Origin of the sequence: Paenibacillus cineris, assembly GCF_018333335.1 — a bacterium.
Taxonomy (GTDB): domain Bacteria; phylum Bacillota; class Bacilli; order Paenibacillales; family Paenibacillaceae; genus Paenibacillus_AQ; species Paenibacillus_AQ favisporus.
This window is the reverse complement of sequence record NZ_BORU01000001.1, coordinates 336,862-350,560: the sequence shown is the minus strand read 5'-3', so window position 1 is coordinate 350,560 and position 13,699 is coordinate 336,862. Positions and strand designations below refer to the sequence as shown.

Annotated in this window: 17 protein-coding genes and 1 pseudogene; 5 read left to right on the top strand and 13 right to left on the bottom strand. The window is 51.7% G+C overall.

Features of this window, described 5'->3' with window-relative positions:
* Positions 1-41: 41 nt before the first annotated feature.
* Positions 42-860: a hypothetical protein gene (locus tag KI379_RS01985; protein WP_212982632.1), complete on the top strand. Its 819-nt coding sequence runs from the start codon at positions 42-44 to the stop codon at positions 858-860.
* 22 nt (positions 861-882) lie between these two features.
* Here the strand turns inward: KI379_RS01985 and KI379_RS01980 are convergent, their stop codons facing one another.
* A complete protein-coding gene (locus KI379_RS01980) occupies positions 883-2,127 on the bottom strand; it encodes an MFS transporter (RefSeq protein ID WP_373309572.1) in 1,245 nt (414 codons plus the stop codon).
* Positions 2,128-2,409: 282 nt separating this feature from the next.
* On the opposite strand from KI379_RS01980, the gene KI379_RS01975 reads away from it, so the two are divergent.
* Entirely contained in the window at positions 2,410-2,991 is a 582-nt protein-coding gene (locus KI379_RS01975) for a TetR/AcrR family transcriptional regulator (protein ID WP_212982631.1), read from the top strand.
* 60 nt (positions 2,992-3,051) lie between these two features.
* Here the strand turns inward: KI379_RS01975 and KI379_RS01970 are convergent, their stop codons facing one another.
* The 4 genes from KI379_RS01970 to KI379_RS01955 form a co-directional block, all read right to left on the bottom strand.
* On the bottom strand, positions 3,052-4,020 hold the full coding sequence (locus KI379_RS01970) for a phosphotransferase family protein (protein ID WP_212982630.1): 969 nt from the start codon (positions 4,018-4,020) through the stop codon (positions 3,052-3,054).
* 131 nt (positions 4,021-4,151) lie between these two features.
* Positions 4,152-4,718 carry a histidine phosphatase family protein gene (locus tag KI379_RS01965; protein ID WP_212982629.1) on the bottom strand — a complete coding sequence of 189 codons (567 nt, stop codon included), beginning with the start codon at positions 4,716-4,718 and terminating at the stop codon, positions 4,152-4,154.
* Positions 4,719-5,001: 283 nt separating this feature from the next.
* Positions 5,002-5,517 (bottom strand): dihydrofolate reductase family protein, encoded by a 516-nt coding sequence (locus KI379_RS01960; protein ID WP_212982628.1) that lies wholly within the window; start codon positions 5,515-5,517, stop codon positions 5,002-5,004.
* Positions 5,514-6,455 carry an alpha/beta fold hydrolase gene (locus tag KI379_RS01955; RefSeq protein WP_244879173.1) on the bottom strand — a complete coding sequence of 314 codons (942 nt, stop codon included), beginning with the start codon at positions 6,453-6,455 and terminating at the stop codon, positions 5,514-5,516. The genes KI379_RS01960 and KI379_RS01955 overlap by 4 nt, the downstream gene beginning before the upstream one ends.
* Before the next feature lie 189 nt (positions 6,456-6,644).
* Between KI379_RS01955 and KI379_RS01950 the strand changes: the two genes are divergently transcribed.
* Positions 6,645-6,992, top strand: a complete 348-nt coding sequence (locus tag KI379_RS01950) for a winged helix-turn-helix transcriptional regulator (protein ID WP_076173319.1) — start codon at positions 6,645-6,647, stop codon at positions 6,990-6,992.
* Positions 6,993-7,121: 129 nt separating this feature from the next.
* Here KI379_RS01950 and KI379_RS34335 read toward each other — a convergent pair.
* Both KI379_RS34335 and KI379_RS01945 read right to left on the bottom strand, forming a co-directional pair.
* A pseudogene (locus tag KI379_RS34335) lies at positions 7,122-7,286 on the bottom strand (class I SAM-dependent methyltransferase); the annotation flags it as partial.
* Between the two features lie 111 nt (positions 7,287-7,397).
* Positions 7,398-8,762, bottom strand: coding sequence for a PD40 domain-containing protein (locus KI379_RS01945; protein WP_212982627.1), 1,365 nt, complete (start codon positions 8,760-8,762; stop codon positions 7,398-7,400).
* A gap of 341 nt (positions 8,763-9,103) precedes the next feature.
* Here KI379_RS01945 and KI379_RS01940 point away from each other — a divergent pair, with 341 nt between their 5' ends.
* On the top strand, positions 9,104-10,021 hold the full coding sequence (locus KI379_RS01940; protein WP_076173321.1) for an aldo/keto reductase: 918 nt from the start codon (positions 9,104-9,106) through the stop codon (positions 10,019-10,021).
* A 51-nt stretch (positions 10,022-10,072) separates the two neighbouring features.
* On the opposite strand, the gene KI379_RS01935 is transcribed toward KI379_RS01940, so the two are convergent.
* From KI379_RS01935 to KI379_RS01920, 4 genes are all read right to left on the bottom strand, one after another.
* A complete protein-coding gene (locus KI379_RS01935; RefSeq protein WP_212982626.1) occupies positions 10,073-10,549 on the bottom strand; it encodes an SRPBCC family protein in 477 nt (158 codons plus the stop codon).
* A 57-nt stretch (positions 10,550-10,606) separates the two neighbouring features.
* Complete coding sequence (locus KI379_RS01930) at positions 10,607-11,047, bottom strand: hypothetical protein (protein WP_212982625.1); 441 nt, start codon at positions 11,045-11,047, stop codon at positions 10,607-10,609.
* Positions 11,048-11,063: 16 nt separating this feature from the next.
* Positions 11,064-11,519, bottom strand: a complete 456-nt coding sequence (locus KI379_RS01925) for a hypothetical protein (RefSeq protein ID WP_212982624.1) — start codon at positions 11,517-11,519, stop codon at positions 11,064-11,066.
* A gap of 87 nt (positions 11,520-11,606) precedes the next feature.
* The gene (locus KI379_RS01920) at positions 11,607-12,062 is read right to left on the bottom strand and encodes an NUDIX hydrolase (protein ID WP_212982623.1); all 456 of its coding nucleotides are present in this window, start codon (positions 12,060-12,062) and stop codon (positions 11,607-11,609) included.
* Between the two features lie 107 nt (positions 12,063-12,169).
* Here KI379_RS01920 and KI379_RS01915 point away from each other — a divergent pair, with 107 nt between their 5' ends.
* Positions 12,170-12,439, top strand: coding sequence for an excalibur calcium-binding domain-containing protein (locus tag KI379_RS01915; RefSeq protein WP_212982622.1), 270 nt, complete (start codon positions 12,170-12,172; stop codon positions 12,437-12,439).
* A gap of 100 nt (positions 12,440-12,539) precedes the next feature.
* On the opposite strand, the gene KI379_RS01910 is transcribed toward KI379_RS01915, so the two are convergent.
* Entirely contained in the window at positions 12,540-12,935 is a 396-nt protein-coding gene (locus tag KI379_RS01910; protein ID WP_212982621.1) for a VOC family protein, read from the bottom strand.
* Between the two features lie 135 nt (positions 12,936-13,070).
* Positions 13,071-13,673, bottom strand: coding sequence for a dienelactone hydrolase family protein (locus tag KI379_RS01905; RefSeq protein WP_212982620.1), 603 nt, complete (start codon positions 13,671-13,673; stop codon positions 13,071-13,073).
* Between the last annotated feature and the right edge of the window lie 26 nt (positions 13,674-13,699).

The following is a 13,699-nucleotide window of genomic DNA, read 5'->3' as shown; positions in this document are numbered from 1 at the left end:
TAATATACATAAACATCATCACGCATAAAGGAGACCATCATATGGAGATCCCGGTTCCATATAAAGTTAGATTTTCGACATTTGACACGTGGATTATCATCCTCACCCTGCTCGTATTTCCCGTCGGCGGACTGCTCGCCTTCATCCGCTTGGCATCGACCCACCATCATAACAAAGCCAAAGGCAGAAACTTACGGCTATTGGGATGGGCTATGGTCTTTTCCTATATCTCCATCATGATCATTCTCTATTTGACCTACGATACGTTTGGAGAGGAGGAACAGATTGATTATTTGACCTCAGGGATTGTTCTAGCGATATATTGGTTTCTTCCTACCCTGATCTTTTTCCTGGTCGGCCATAGGCTCGATAAAAAATTCGGCTCCCTGCTTCAAGTCTATCAGGAAGCCGTTGTAAGCATGCGCCTGACCTCCGTTGAGCAGATTCGCAGCCTTTCACAAACATCCCCCGCCGATGTCACCCGGGATTTGACGTTTATGTTTGAAGAAGGGCTTCTCCCGGATGGCAAAATCATCAACGGAACCGTCTACATTCAACAACAGGCCCTTGAGGATTACCTTAGCGGAGAGTATGAAGAAGAATACGATGACGAGTATGATGAAGAAAATGATGAAGAGTACGACGATGAGTACGATGACGAGTATGATGACGAGTATGATGAAGAGGACTCTGCCTCTGATGAAAACGATCATGGACGGCCTTCGGGATTTCAATCCCCCGTTTCCGGTCAATCCTCTTCCCCGAAAACTGTCGAATGCCCCGGCTGCGGGGCAAGGGTGTTTTTGGGTACGGAGCGGGAAAAAGAATGCGAGTACTGCGGCAATGTCGTTTGTGCCTGAACGCTTGGATTTTAGTAGGACCTCACCCCTTCTTTTCCCCGTTTCTCCGGGTCCATGCCCAGAATAAAAGCGCAAACGCACTGACGCCTGCCCCGAGCATGTACACCCCGTCCCAGCCGAATCGGGCGTAAATGCTTGTCGAGGCGATGGAACCCGTGGCGCTGCCGATCGAGTAAAACGTCATGTAAGCCGCAGTCAATCGGCTGCGGGCTTCCGGGCGTACGCTCAGAATCATGCTCTGGTTCGTCACATGGACGGCCTGTACCGCCATATCGAGCAAAAGGATGCCCAGGATCAAGGACAGCAGCGAGTGTTCCGTATATCGGATCGGAAGCCATGAAACGAGCAGCAGCGCCAAGGCGACACCTGTGGTACGCTGTCCCATCCCCCGGTCGGCCAGCCGTCCGGCTCTTGTCGCTGCGACCGCTCCGGCGGCCCCGGCGAGTCCGAACGCTCCAATGGCGCTGTGCGACAGGGAGAGCGGCGGGCTGCTGAGCGGAAGCACCAGTGAGGTCCACAATATGCTGAACGCCATAAAAATCAGCAGCGCCAGCATGGCGCGAACACGCAGGATCCGCTCCTGCACGAACAGGCCCAGCACCGACCGAAGCAGCTGAGGATACTTCAGCGAAGTCTTCTCCGGATCCTTCCCCGGCAGTACCTTAAGCAGAATGCAGGCCACGATCAGCATCAGACCCGCAGACGCCAGGTAGACGGAGCGCCAGCCGGCGGCATCCGTTAGCAGACCGGCGAATGTTCGGGCCAGCAGAATCCCGATCACCACCCCACTCGTTACTACGCCGACGACCCGCCCCCGTGATTCGGGGGCCGCCAGCGTCGCGGCATAAGCAACCAGCACCTGCGTGACTACGGCCAAAAGCCCGATGACCGCCATCCCTCCAAGCAGAATGCCCCGGTTAGCTGCCGTACCTACGACGACCAATGCAGCCACGGATATCAGCATCATGCCCGGAATCAGCCTGCGGCGGTTCAACAAATCTCCCAGCGGAACGAGCAGAATCAAACCTATGGCATAGCAAATCTGCGTAACGGTAATGACCACCCCGACCGACGAATGCGAAATCCCGAACTGCGCCGCCAATGAATCCAGCAGCGGCTGGGCGTAATAGACGTTGGCGACCGCCAAGCCGCACGCCGCAGCAAACAGCAGCGCGGTCCAGCGGGTTAACGGCTGCACGGATGCAGCCGTTGCGGCGGTTGGAACGGCGGCCCTTTTTTCCTCCCCCATCCTTTCTCCGGTTACCATCGATTCGGTTTCCTGCAGGTTGTTCACAACGAACCCCTCCCGATCCTTCAATTATCATAACATACCAATCGGTATATAATGATTTGTGCTTACCTTACCTTCCCGAGCAAAGTGCTGTCAAGAGGTTCGTGGATCGAATTTGTTCATGGGCCTGAATTTAACGGATTACGAAAAATATTTATAGGCTAGTCCGATCACTGATCTTGGCTGACCGAATTGACAGAAGGGGATGAATCTCCTACAATCTAATCATACCGATCGATATGAAATGAGGTGCCAAAAATGGTTAGGCAGCGTGAATTCGATGTGGATCAGGCGCTGGAAGACGCCATGCATATTTTTTGGAGTAAAGGCTATGAGGCAACGTCCTTAAGCGATTTGACGGCGGGAATGGGCATTCAGCGCCCAAGCATCTACTCCGCGTTCGGGGATAAGAAGGAGCTGTTTGAAGCGGCTCTGCGTAAATATACTGCCGCGCATGCGGCGCAGGCCAGATCCGTGCTTCTGCACGGCGAATCCGTTAAGGAAGCCTTCAGACGTTATTTTGCGGGGATTGTCGAGGAGTCGTATGCTGACCCGCTGAACCGCGGATGCTTCTGTATTAATACGATGGTGGAAATGGCTCCGCATGACGAAAAATTTGAGGTTTTGACACGGGAGCATGAGATGTATTTGGCGGCGATTTTTCAGGAGGCGATCGAACGCGGGCTCCGTTCAGGCGAGCTGCACACCGGTGTGGAGGCCAAGTCCCTGGCACAGACCCTGGTCGTCTCCTTGATCGGTCTGACGGTGATGATGAAAGCCCGCCCGGAGCGTTCCTTTGTCGATCATTCGGTTGAGGTCATTCTCACGTTGATTCAATAAGATGCATGAACGGAACCGGCAGTTGTGTTGTGCACAGGGGGAAAGCCTTGGAGCAGCAGATTAAGCCGAGTCCCGCTCGAGCGACAGGCTCGTCAGGCATCCTTTTAAGCCGGCGATCGCTTCTTCCTTTTGTGCCAACAGCCGGTCCTGCGGCCAGACGCTGTCTCCCCGTTTCAAGTCACCTGAAATCAGGAGCAGCATCCAAATGGAGAACACGGTCGCGAAGCGGCAGTAATCGCGGATAAAATCGCCAAGATCCCACTCCGCGCCATACAGCGCCGACTGAGCTACATAATAAGTCAGGAGCTTTTCCCGATCTTCAGCGGTCACCTGTTTCGGAAACAAGGGATGCGACATGTCAATGAGATGATACAGGTCCCAGAACGGGGTATTCAGGTGGGCATGCTCCCAATCCATGATGTACAAGCGGCCGTCAGCCGCAACGGCATAGTTGCCCAGATGCAGGTCCCCGTGGGATACCACCTTTATTTTCGGGAGAGCCCGACCCTCCGCAAAGCTGAGTATCATGCCGTCCAGCTCCCACGGCTCGCCGATTTCGTTCATGACTGTCACGGCCTCATCCCGTCTGTTCATGAGATCGGCGGCGATCTGCTCGATCTGCGGCTTAGGCCCCGACCCGCTCAGACCCTCCCGGCGCTCCTCCGGCAGCGCATGCCACCAGGCGATCTGCTGTACCACTTTCATGGCGGTTTCTACATCGTACTCATGTCGAAGGGGGCCAAGGTCTTCAAAAATCGACCATCCCTCCTCCCCGGCTCCTTCCTCCGAAGAAGCGAGCAGCGCCGGGTAAATGTCCGGAAAGCCGGACAGCACATGCCGGTAAATCCAGGCTTCCCGGTCCACGCTTTCCCCGTTGGTCAGCGGCTTGAAAATGTAGCTGTGCTGCCGATCCGGGTAGAACCGTTCCACGAATTTTCCGTTCATGCCTTGGTACAGGGCTTCCCGCTTCCACAGCCCCTCTCCGCTCAGCGTTCCGTTCGGCAGAACGAATTGGCTCAGGTTGTACATTAAAAACTCCCCCTTCGGCTTGTTTACAAACCGATGTATTCGTAGTCCCATGCGTCAAAGCTCACTTGGTCCGTCCATGTATTTTTTCGGTTCGGATTCCGACGAGCCCTGATTTGTAAACGATCGATGTCTTATTCATACTTCGCCTGGTATACGCCCGCTTCTCCCAGAAAGTCCTTCCGGGTCAGCCCCTGTTCGCCAAGGAGCATGCGATAATTCGTAATCGTCCCGTCATGGGAAACGATGATAACACGTTCCGCCTGTGCCTTGCACCAATCCAGCAGCTGCCTCCCATAGGTCTCGAAGGCTTCCTGTCCGATGCGGTTGATCCCTTCTTCCCAAAGGTCCAAGCCAAAATCCACGATCACGGCATCTGGAACCGTCTCGCGAATCTCGTCCTTCGAATAGATTTGATCGCAGACGAAGGGCGAATACGAAGGATCTTGCGGGAACATGCGCGGCCCTGCCAGCGGAGAGATCACAAAAGGACCGTCTGACAGTAAGATCCTCGCTGTTTCGATGGTACGTTTAGTCGGGCTGACGACAACCTGCTCATTACCGTTCAGCAATAAACGCCCCCGCAGCTCATTCACCTGTGACTCTCCATAAAGCGTTAACCCGGGATGCAGCATGTTCAGCTGGTTAGGATAATCCAGCAAATGCTCCCCGTGCCCATGACGGACAAATACGACTTCCACTCTGATGCCCCCGATTCTAAAAAAAGGATATGAGCTTACACTTATATTTCGTTCTCCGATGTCCGTTGTGATGTGGATCTATTTTAGCATGGATTTTAGGGAGCAGACTCACCATTTTAAACAAAAACTGCTTGTATAAGTTGAATAATTAAAATGGATGATGGGGGCAAGTACGTAAAATGTCTCTGCATCCCTATCGTCACTACAAAAAAAGAAAGCTTCCTCCCGATGCATCAGGAAGAAGCTTTCCTTATCGTCCGCTTATTTTACACTTACACTGCATCTATAACGAACCCTTGACCGCATAATGCAGCTGCACCACACCGGATCCCAGCGGTTTACAATCCAGCAGCTCCACATCTTTAAATTGATATTCATGTTGGTCCGTGACCAAGTTCAGCCCTTTTCCTTCCAGCACCGGAGCTACATTGAACACCAGCTCGTCGACAAGACCGCTTCCCAGAAAAGCATTATGCAACTCGGCCCCTCCCGCCAAAAGCGCGGTGGAATGCCCCCGGCTCGCGAGATACTGCAGTGCCTCTTCGGGAGAGCTCACGACCGTCACGCCTGCGATCTCCTTGACACGCTTGGTGACAACCACGATATCTAGCCCTTCAAAAACCGCTCCACCGCCGCTGGCCTGCATCCCCTCAAAGGTTCTGCGCCCCACGATAAAGTTCCCCGATTGTCCGGCATGGGCCGTAAAATCGGCCAGAGCTTCCGGCTTCGGCGGGTTGTCAGGCCCCGACTGCGCATAGTTTCCGTTGGCGGACAGCGCTGCCCAAAGAATCGTTTTCATATGGATATCCTCCTCGATTTCGTCTCTGTAAATTTAATCGTGTTCGGCCGCTTCGCTGCGCCATTTGTTCTTTCCAGTACTCTGCGGATGGACGTCGCCACCCGGTCCGGGCGGTCCTCCTGCACATAATGGGATGCATCGCTCAAAGCTTCCGTTTCGTGCATTCGCAAAATGCCCTGCCAGCGCTGCATTTCCTCTACCGGAAAACCGGCACTGTCCTTCAGTCCCCACAAAATTTGCGCAGGAATCTCCGCCAGCAGAGGCAGTCTGGATTCAATTTCAGCCAGCCACGGTCCGGCTTTGCGAATGCTTCTGGGGAACACCCAGGTCGGTTTGCGAAGCGCCGGGGTAGGAAAAGGATCGGTATACGCCTTCCGCAAGGCTGCCGTGACCTTCTCCTTATGGTGAATGCCGCCGGGCACAATCGTATGGGCAAAAAAGTTTCGCCGGGTCTGAAGCCAGTATCCGAGCGGCCAGCCTCCCATGGTCATCGAAAACAGCTTCATCGGCAAAATTTTGGCCGGCCATGCCCACGTATTCATGAGGACGATGCCGCGTACGTTGTCAGGGTGATGCACCGCATAATGGAGCCCAACCGGTCCGCCCCAATCCTGAACGACGAGGACTACATGTTGCAGATCCAGCTGCTCGATCAGTGCCGTCACTGCTTCCGCATGCTCCTGGGGTGTATAGCCATAGCCCGTAGGGGCCTTCGACATCCCGAAGCCGGGATAATCCGGCGCGATCAGCCGGCACTGGCCGCTCAGCTCTTTGATCACATTCCGGTACAAATAAGACCATGTGGGGTTGCCATGCAGGAGCACGACAACCGGCCCCTCGCCTTCATCGATATAATGAATCATACCGTCCCGGTAAGGCAGCCAATGATCCTGAAACGGATATTCCGAATTGTCTACCTCAAAGGGTCTTTGCATCATATTTCTCCTATCTTCTCAATGGGTATATTCCAAGACTTGGATCCAGCAAGCCCGATAATCGATTATGGGTCGGGACCGGAATTTAATGGAATCCGTTCCCTTTCCTAAGATTAGTCGACTGTGGTACATTTGAAAAGTAGTTACATTTAAGTGCACTAGTTTCAAAAAATGAACTAGGAGGGTTTCATCATGATCGATCCCAAATGTCCGGATACGATTACCCCGGTCATCGAATTGCTGGAGGGAAAATGGACGCTCCTGATTCTGCGCGACCTGTTTAACGGGTTACATCGTTTCGGGGAGCTGCGACGGTCCCTGCATCCCATCAGCCCGAAAACGCTGACCGACCGGCTGCGCCTCCTGGAGGAGAATCACATCGTCACGCGGACCATTTTTTCAGAAGTGCCGCTGCATGTGGAATATGAGCTTACGGATAAAGGCCGGCGCCTTCAGCCGATCTTTGCCGCCATGCGGGAGTGGGCCGAGCAGCCCTGTCCAACGGCGCATACAGCGGAATTGCAGGAAGCTCAGGCCTGAATACAAGAACCCCTTTCCAAATGGAAGGGGGTTTTTAGATCTTACAGTTGGTATCTGCAAACGCAAAAACTCAAGCCGATTTGTATACAATAAGCTGCGCGATTCAGTTCCCAAGAGAGTGCTGCTACTTCAAGGCTTAACTGCTTGATACATCAATTTCTGAGTATTGCTGGTCGGCCTAGTTCCATCCTTAAAATCTGCATAGACGGTTACATTTGAAAAACCAATGTCTTCAAGAATATAAGTGAACTCCTCAACTCCATACCAGCGTAGTGCAAAACGCTGCAGCTCCGTTAGGAAAATATTAGGCGAAGGAATGTTTGTGTATAGTTAAAAATTACCTGACTTTTTAGGTAATCTGCACGGAGGCTGCTGCGGTCGATTGTTCATTTAATCCTCCACTGGCTAAAGGAATGACAGCTGCCCGCCAATTTGACGGATGTGGTTGACATCAGACCACAGGATAAAATAATTGTAGAACGTTTCCCCGATTTGGACAGGACGGGGATACCTCACAATGAGGGCGGCCTGTTTATTCATTTCCGCTGGTTGGTCGACCGAGGGAAAAATAAAGCAGGCCTCTCTGGTTTGTATTGTCTGCATGACAATCCGAGGAGAAGAGCCGTAAGGCATCAATGGATGAAAAGCTTCGGAGCTGCATACATCGGCAATCCTGTCGCCGGCTGAAATCGCAGATACCTGAAAAAAACCGTCTGTCCCTTCGGCTCTCTCTTCGCTGACCCGGCGCCAGGTTGCGGGATATGGAAAGGATACCCTGAACACGGAGCTTGTGTAGATGTTTTCCGGAACCCTTCTGACGCGAGGAGACCACTGCAAGGCAGTAATCCGGCCGCCGCTGAGGACCTTCACTGGCATCATCCCGCCAATATCGACTATCCAGATTTGACTTGCGCTTGCTGCACCTGCACAACCAGATAAATACGCGATTTTGCCGCCGTCCGGCGACCAGGCAACAGGAGTGGCAAAACAGTCGGAAGCTGCCAACGTCCTTTGATTCTGACCGGTACGGCTATCGATTTGGATGAGAGAATAATAGTTTGGCTCCTTATAAGCGGTTGCGCTATAGGCGATGCTCCGGGAGTCCGGGGACCATGTCGGTAAAAAGTTTTTGGCAAGCGGTCCGCCCTTCAGCCTGTAGATGGTGCCGCTGGCCAGATCCACCGTCGAAATGATGGAGATACTGACACCGGGGAACGTATAAAGAGCAAAGGCTCCGTCCGGAGAAAGCCGAACGTCATGTAGCGGTCCGTCCGTATTTTGCGTGATTTGTCTCCGATTTGTCCCATCAGTCCGGATGCGGAAGAGCTGGGTAATGCCAGTGGTATCCGGAGCCGCGAACAGAAGCTCCGTACCTGAAGGAAACCACTGGACATCGCTGGCTCCCTCCTCAGGGATGGCATAGCTTCGATGTGAGAATGTATCATAGATGAGGATCCGCCCGTTTTTGACATACGCGAGAAAACGGCCGTCCGGGGACCAGTCCAGCAGCGTGTATGGTTCGATTTGGTCGATCCTTGCGACAGCAAGCGTCACCGTATCCAGCAGGTGAACCACGTTGCCAATGCCGATGAAAGCGATACTCCTGCTGTCCGGAGACCAATAGGGAACCGAAAATTCCGCACCAAGCCCTATCGTAAGTTGAAAATGAAGACCGTCCTGCGGTCGGTAAAGCCAAATGTCGAACGTTCCACCGCGGTCCGACGTGTAAGCGATCCTTCCTTGAAGGGGATCGTGAGAAACAGCTTGCAAGTGCCAACATCCTCTCCTGAATCATCTTATACTTCAGTTGTATTCAGTGAAAGGTGGTTAGGCAACTGTCCCATAGTTAATTTCGCGTGATTCAAGGCTTCTCCCGATTACTCAGTGAAACTCATCTTCTTGATAACCAAGTCTCCCCAACTCATAATCTGCTATTTTCATCATAAAAAGACTTGAATCCTGCCACACGCGGTGTCATTATAAACAAGGGACTGTCTGCAAAACTATTCATCACTAGATCACGCTTACTAGAGGAAACTTCAGCAGGAAGCCGGAACTTTCGTGTTGGAGTCGAAACATCCAAACCCATATGAATACGGAGGACAGGATTCATGAAAACGATTAAGCTTGGCAGCAGCAGCTTGGAAGTACCTGTAGTTGCAGTAGGCTGCATGCGCATCAACTCCCTGGACAAAAACGAAGCGGAGCGTTTCGTACAAACGGCACTGGAGCAAGGGGCTAATTTCTTTGACCATGCCGATATCTATGGCGGCGGTACATGCGAGGAAATTTTCGCAGACGCCATCCATATGAACAGCGACGTCCGTGAGCAAATTATTCTTCAATCCAAATGCGGAATCCGTCAGGGCATGTTCGACTTTTCCAAGGAGCATATCCTGAATTCGGTAGACGGGATTCTGAAAAGACTGAAAACCGATTACCTGGATGTTCTGCTGCTGCACCGCCCGGATGCATTGGTTGAACCGGAAGAGGTTGCTGAAGCGTTCGAGCAGCTGGAATCCTCCGGCAAAGTGCGCCATTTCGGCGTATCCAACCAGAACCCGATGCAAATCCAACTGCTGAAAAAATTCGTGAAGCAGCCGATTGTAGCCAACCAGCTGCAGCTCAGCATCACGAACGCCACGATGATTTCCGCCGGCATTAACGTGAACATGGAAAATGAATCGGCCGTAAACCGTGACGGCAGCGTGCTGGATTTCTGCAGACTGAACGACATTACGGTTCAGCCTTGGTCGCCTTTCCAATACGGCTTCTTCGAAGGCGTGTTCCTTGGAAACGACAAATTCCCGGAATTGAACAAGAAGATCGACGAAATTGCCGGTAAATACGGCGTAACCAATACGACCATCGCTATTGCGTGGCTCCTCCGCCATCCGGCCAATATGCAGCCGGTCATCGGCACGATGAACCTTGAGCGTCTTCAGGACTGCATCAAAGCAAGCGATGTGACCTTGACCCGCGAAGAATGGTACGAAATTTACCGCGCAGCCGGTAACATTTTGCCATAAATCAATTGCATAAGGCCGCTCGTATGTACAGACGGCAAAACAGAAGCAGCCTCAAGTCGACGACTTGGGGCTGTTTTCGTTTTCGATGAGTGCCTTGAGTGTTCGTTGACGGTAGCGGATAAAGGCCCTCATGTATTTTTCCAACACGAGCGCATCAAACATCCGCCCAACCCATCCGAACGGAGCGCTGAAATCGAGAATGTCCCTGACCAGCGTTCCTCCGGCAGCCTCCTCAAATTCATGGCGGTGAGTCAAATGGCGAAAGGCCCCCTTCTGCATCTCGTCGGTAAAAGAATAGGGCTTATCCATCTCGGTCACCTTCGAGGTCAGCCGCTGCCGAATCCCAAAGTGCCTTGCTTCGAACACCACCGTGTCCCCGGCTTCGAGCATACCGCTCATCCTTCCCCCGACGACCCGCTCATGGGTGTGAGGCCAGACCGTTCGGGAGTGGTCATCCACATTTCGGGAGACGTCAAAGCAGACTTCGATCGGGGCATATATCATCATTTCTTCTCGTATCGTCGACATACCGTTTCATCCTGTCTTGATGGTTTAAAGTAGTATACTGAACTGAATTCCTAAAAGCTAGTACACCATCAATCCTTCGATCCCTCTAAATTGCAGAATTTCCTCCCGGTCATCCGTTTTGATCCACGCCTCATGCTCATGGGCGATATTAACGAGCCAAGGCTGACTGCCTTTAAAAAAGCATAAATCCTCCAATAAATTGGGCCACACCCAGTCATACAAGCCATCAGCGGACTCCAAAATCAGCTTCTCCAATGGGGGCTGGCAATCAAAATAATATACGTCAGCATAATGCCCAAACAGTTGGGTTCCCGGCCAAGCGTCCTGCTTCTTGACCGTTTTGACGTAAGGCTTTAATTGTTCGGCCAGCGCCTCCATTGCAGGAGTTAGCGTTAGTTGATCCTTTTTGACCAGAATGAATTCATCACATACACGGAATGCCATCGAGATCAAACCCTCATAAGCTCTGCCGCGGGGTTCCTCTAAAATGTATATCAAAAGCTCCCTCCCTTGCTTACCGTTGCGGCATCGTATTAAAAAAGTTCTTCCCCTGGATCATCCAATACCGCTCCGCTTCCGGCACCAGTTCCAGAAAATCACGATATTCCCCAGTCCATCCCTCGGGGACATAATGCTCGAAGGACATCGGTTCCGGGAACAGCGAATACAGCACGCGATCATCGAAATGGACGTAAAGCGCTGGAACAAACTCGAGAACCTCGTCTTGATGCTGAAAAGAGTCCCGCAAATCCACGAGCATTTGAGAGAGCTCCGTTGAAGGCACCCGAAAGTCCGCGATAAGACGAAAAAATTCAGACGCCGTGGTTTCATCCAGCACTTCAATACCGAAGCGGTCTTCCATTTCCACATTCAAAAACCAGTATTCTCTCTCCGTTATGTACCAGCTCCACTGGTTTCGAAAAACTACACCAACGATAATATTGTGGGCGTATTCAGGCATTAGCTTCATGCTGCTCTCCTAACGGTTACAAGATGGTTCTGCCAAAAGACAGCCTCTTTCGTTCATTACTACTATGCTACTCTATTTCCATGATAATCACCGAATCATTCCATGAAATATGTCAAGCGGGTAGAACTCTTTCCGTAACAACCTCCCGGTGATCTGCTTGATGACCTTCGCTTCCCGCAGCTGTTCATCCGGCTGATGGAGCAGCGTATCGATGGCAACCCACCGGCCATCCATAATTTCATCATTCTGTATTTTTAAAGCGTCACCCGCTGCTTCGCCGACAAAATGAAACAAGATCACCTGCTGACCAGTGGCGCTTCGAAACGGGTATACCCCAGTAACAGCCTTCAGCCGTACGTCCAGTCCAGTCTCCTCCTTAACTTCCCGAACAGCGGTCTCGGCCAAATCTTCCCCCGTCTCCCGCCGCCCTGAAGGAAAGTTCCACAGACCATACGCGGAGGCCTTCTTCTCCTGGATCATGAACACCTCTCCGTTCCGCAGAACGGAAACGCTGGCGACAATGATGTTTTCTTCTGGGTTCATTCTATCTCTCCGTTTATGTTCAATTTTCCCTCCAAATTCCCGATACCGCATGCTATGATAGCGATGGGCCTATGAACCATAATAGACGAACAGGGGTGATTTGGAGAATGAAAAAAAGCATTTTACTTTCTCTAAGTGTGATTCTATGTACAGGGATCAGCCTGGGCACCATCAGTCATGCTCAAGCGGCAGGTCAAGTGAAGAAGTACCAGAACTGCGCTGAATTAAACAAAGATTACAAGGGGGGCGTCGCCCGCTCGGCTTCCGTCAAAAACAAAGGCGACAAGACCAAATTTAAGCCTTATGTTTCTAAGGAGCTCTATGACGCCAACAAAAGCAAGGACCGGGACAAAGATTTGATCGCGTGTGAAAGATAACGAACAGATGATGAACAGTGTTCTAGCAGCATGATCCCTTAACTATGGGGTCGTGCTTGTTTTCGTTTTGACCCGTTCTAAGATGGCCGCATGACCGGCTCTAGTAAACCAGCTCGCAATCCCGATGCTCCCATACGTCAAACAGGTTGCCGTCCAAATCCTCGAGTACGAAGAACTTCCCGTACTTCCCTTCGTCGCTTAGGCTTCCGACCTTGACGTCCCCGGCCTGTAACCGGCTGTGCAGCGACTCGATATCGTCCGTAAAAAAGGTGATGACCCAGCGCTTTCTTCCGTTCACTTCGAACACCGCTCTCGATTCGTGCTCACTTTGGATCAGATCAAGAATCGGCCGGTTCTCTCTGAACAAACTCAGGTAACCGTCGCGCTTATTGCGAATGTTAAATCCGAAATGCTTCACAAACCATTCCGCCGATTTCTCCACGTCTTTCACCGGGATAACATTATAAGCAATCCCCAGGATTCGCCCAGATTCCATATCCGAACCTCCCATTTGGAATTTATACCCAAATACATTTTACAAGAATGTATGTTCGCATGTAAAGCAAAAATATTAGATATCAATCTGTGGTCCCGATCATACTCGGCTCGCTGTCATCTGCCGAAGCCTCGACTACATTTTCCCCTTCGCTATCCACTGCAAAAAGTCAAAGCTTCTCTCCAGACATGCCTGATAGGCTTGGGGAAGGTAGCTTTTGGAGTAAGGGTTCATGAAACCATGCTCCCCTTCGATGACGTGGACGTGCGTGTTCTGACGATGCTCCAATTTTACAACGAGCTCTGATACGTTAAAGGATTTTTCGTTCCTTGCAAAAAACAATAAAGCCGGGCACTTCGGCTCCGTTTCGGCGTAATTGCGAATTCTTGATCCGTAAAATCCGACGATCCCGTCGATTTCGGATGCACTGCACAGCCAGGCAATGGTTGCTCCAATGCTGAAGCCGACGATCATGATGCAGTCATATTGATCCCGGTGATCTCGTACCATTTGCCTCACTTCATCAGCGGCTCGGTCAAAGCCGATCTGGCTCACAAAATAGGAGTAGGCCTCTTCTTCTTGTTCATATGGAAAAGGCTCCCGTTTCAGCAGGTTCGGGGTCAGCACCTTGTAACCCGCCTGGGAGACCTTATCGCCAAAAGCAAGAATATGCTCGTTAAGCCCATAGATTTCATGGAGTATGATGACCAGTGCCTTTCTGTATGTTTGAAAATTCATGTTTGCCATCTCTTTCTATAGAAAAT

Excerpts from the sequence above, each read along its gene's own strand:
- KI379_RS01935 (WP_212982626.1), bottom strand. The coding sequence starts at position 10,549 with ATGTCGACGATACGAGAAGAAATGATGATATATGCCCCGATCGAAGTC.
- KI379_RS01925 (WP_212982624.1), bottom strand. The coding sequence starts at position 11,519 with ATGAAGCTAATGCCTGAATACGCCCACAATATTATCGTTGGTGTAGTT.
- KI379_RS01975 (WP_212982631.1), top strand. The coding sequence starts at position 2,410 with ATGGTTAGGCAGCGTGAATTCGATGTGGATCAGGCGCTGGAAGACGCC.
- KI379_RS01985 (WP_212982632.1), top strand. The coding sequence starts at position 42 with ATGGAGATCCCGGTTCCATATAAAGTTAGATTTTCGACATTTGACACG.
- KI379_RS01955 (WP_244879173.1), bottom strand. The coding sequence starts at position 6,455 with ATGATGCAAAGACCCTTTGAGGTAGACAATTCGGAATATCCGTTTCAG.
- KI379_RS01940 (WP_076173321.1), top strand. The coding sequence starts at position 9,104 with ATGAAAACGATTAAGCTTGGCAGCAGCAGCTTGGAAGTACCTGTAGTT.
- KI379_RS01980 (WP_373309572.1), bottom strand. The coding sequence starts at position 2,127 with ATGGTAACCGGAGAAAGGATGGGGGAGGAAAAAAGGGCCGCCGTTCCA.
- KI379_RS01910 (WP_212982621.1), bottom strand. The coding sequence starts at position 12,935 with ATGGAATCTGGGCGAATCCTGGGGATTGCTTATAATGTTATCCCGGTG.
- KI379_RS01905 (WP_212982620.1), bottom strand. The coding sequence starts at position 13,673 with ATGAATTTTCAAACATACAGAAAGGCACTGGTCATCATACTCCATGAA.
- KI379_RS01915 (WP_212982622.1), top strand. The coding sequence starts at position 12,170 with ATGAAAAAAAGCATTTTACTTTCTCTAAGTGTGATTCTATGTACAGGG.
- KI379_RS01970 (WP_212982630.1), bottom strand. The coding sequence starts at position 4,020 with ATGTACAACCTGAGCCAATTCGTTCTGCCGAACGGAACGCTGAGCGGA.
- KI379_RS01960 (WP_212982628.1), bottom strand. The coding sequence starts at position 5,517 with ATGAAAACGATTCTTTGGGCAGCGCTGTCCGCCAACGGAAACTATGCG.
- KI379_RS01950 (WP_076173319.1), top strand. The coding sequence starts at position 6,645 with ATGATCGATCCCAAATGTCCGGATACGATTACCCCGGTCATCGAATTG.
- KI379_RS01920 (WP_212982623.1), bottom strand. The coding sequence starts at position 12,062 with ATGAACCCAGAAGAAAACATCATTGTCGCCAGCGTTTCCGTTCTGCGG.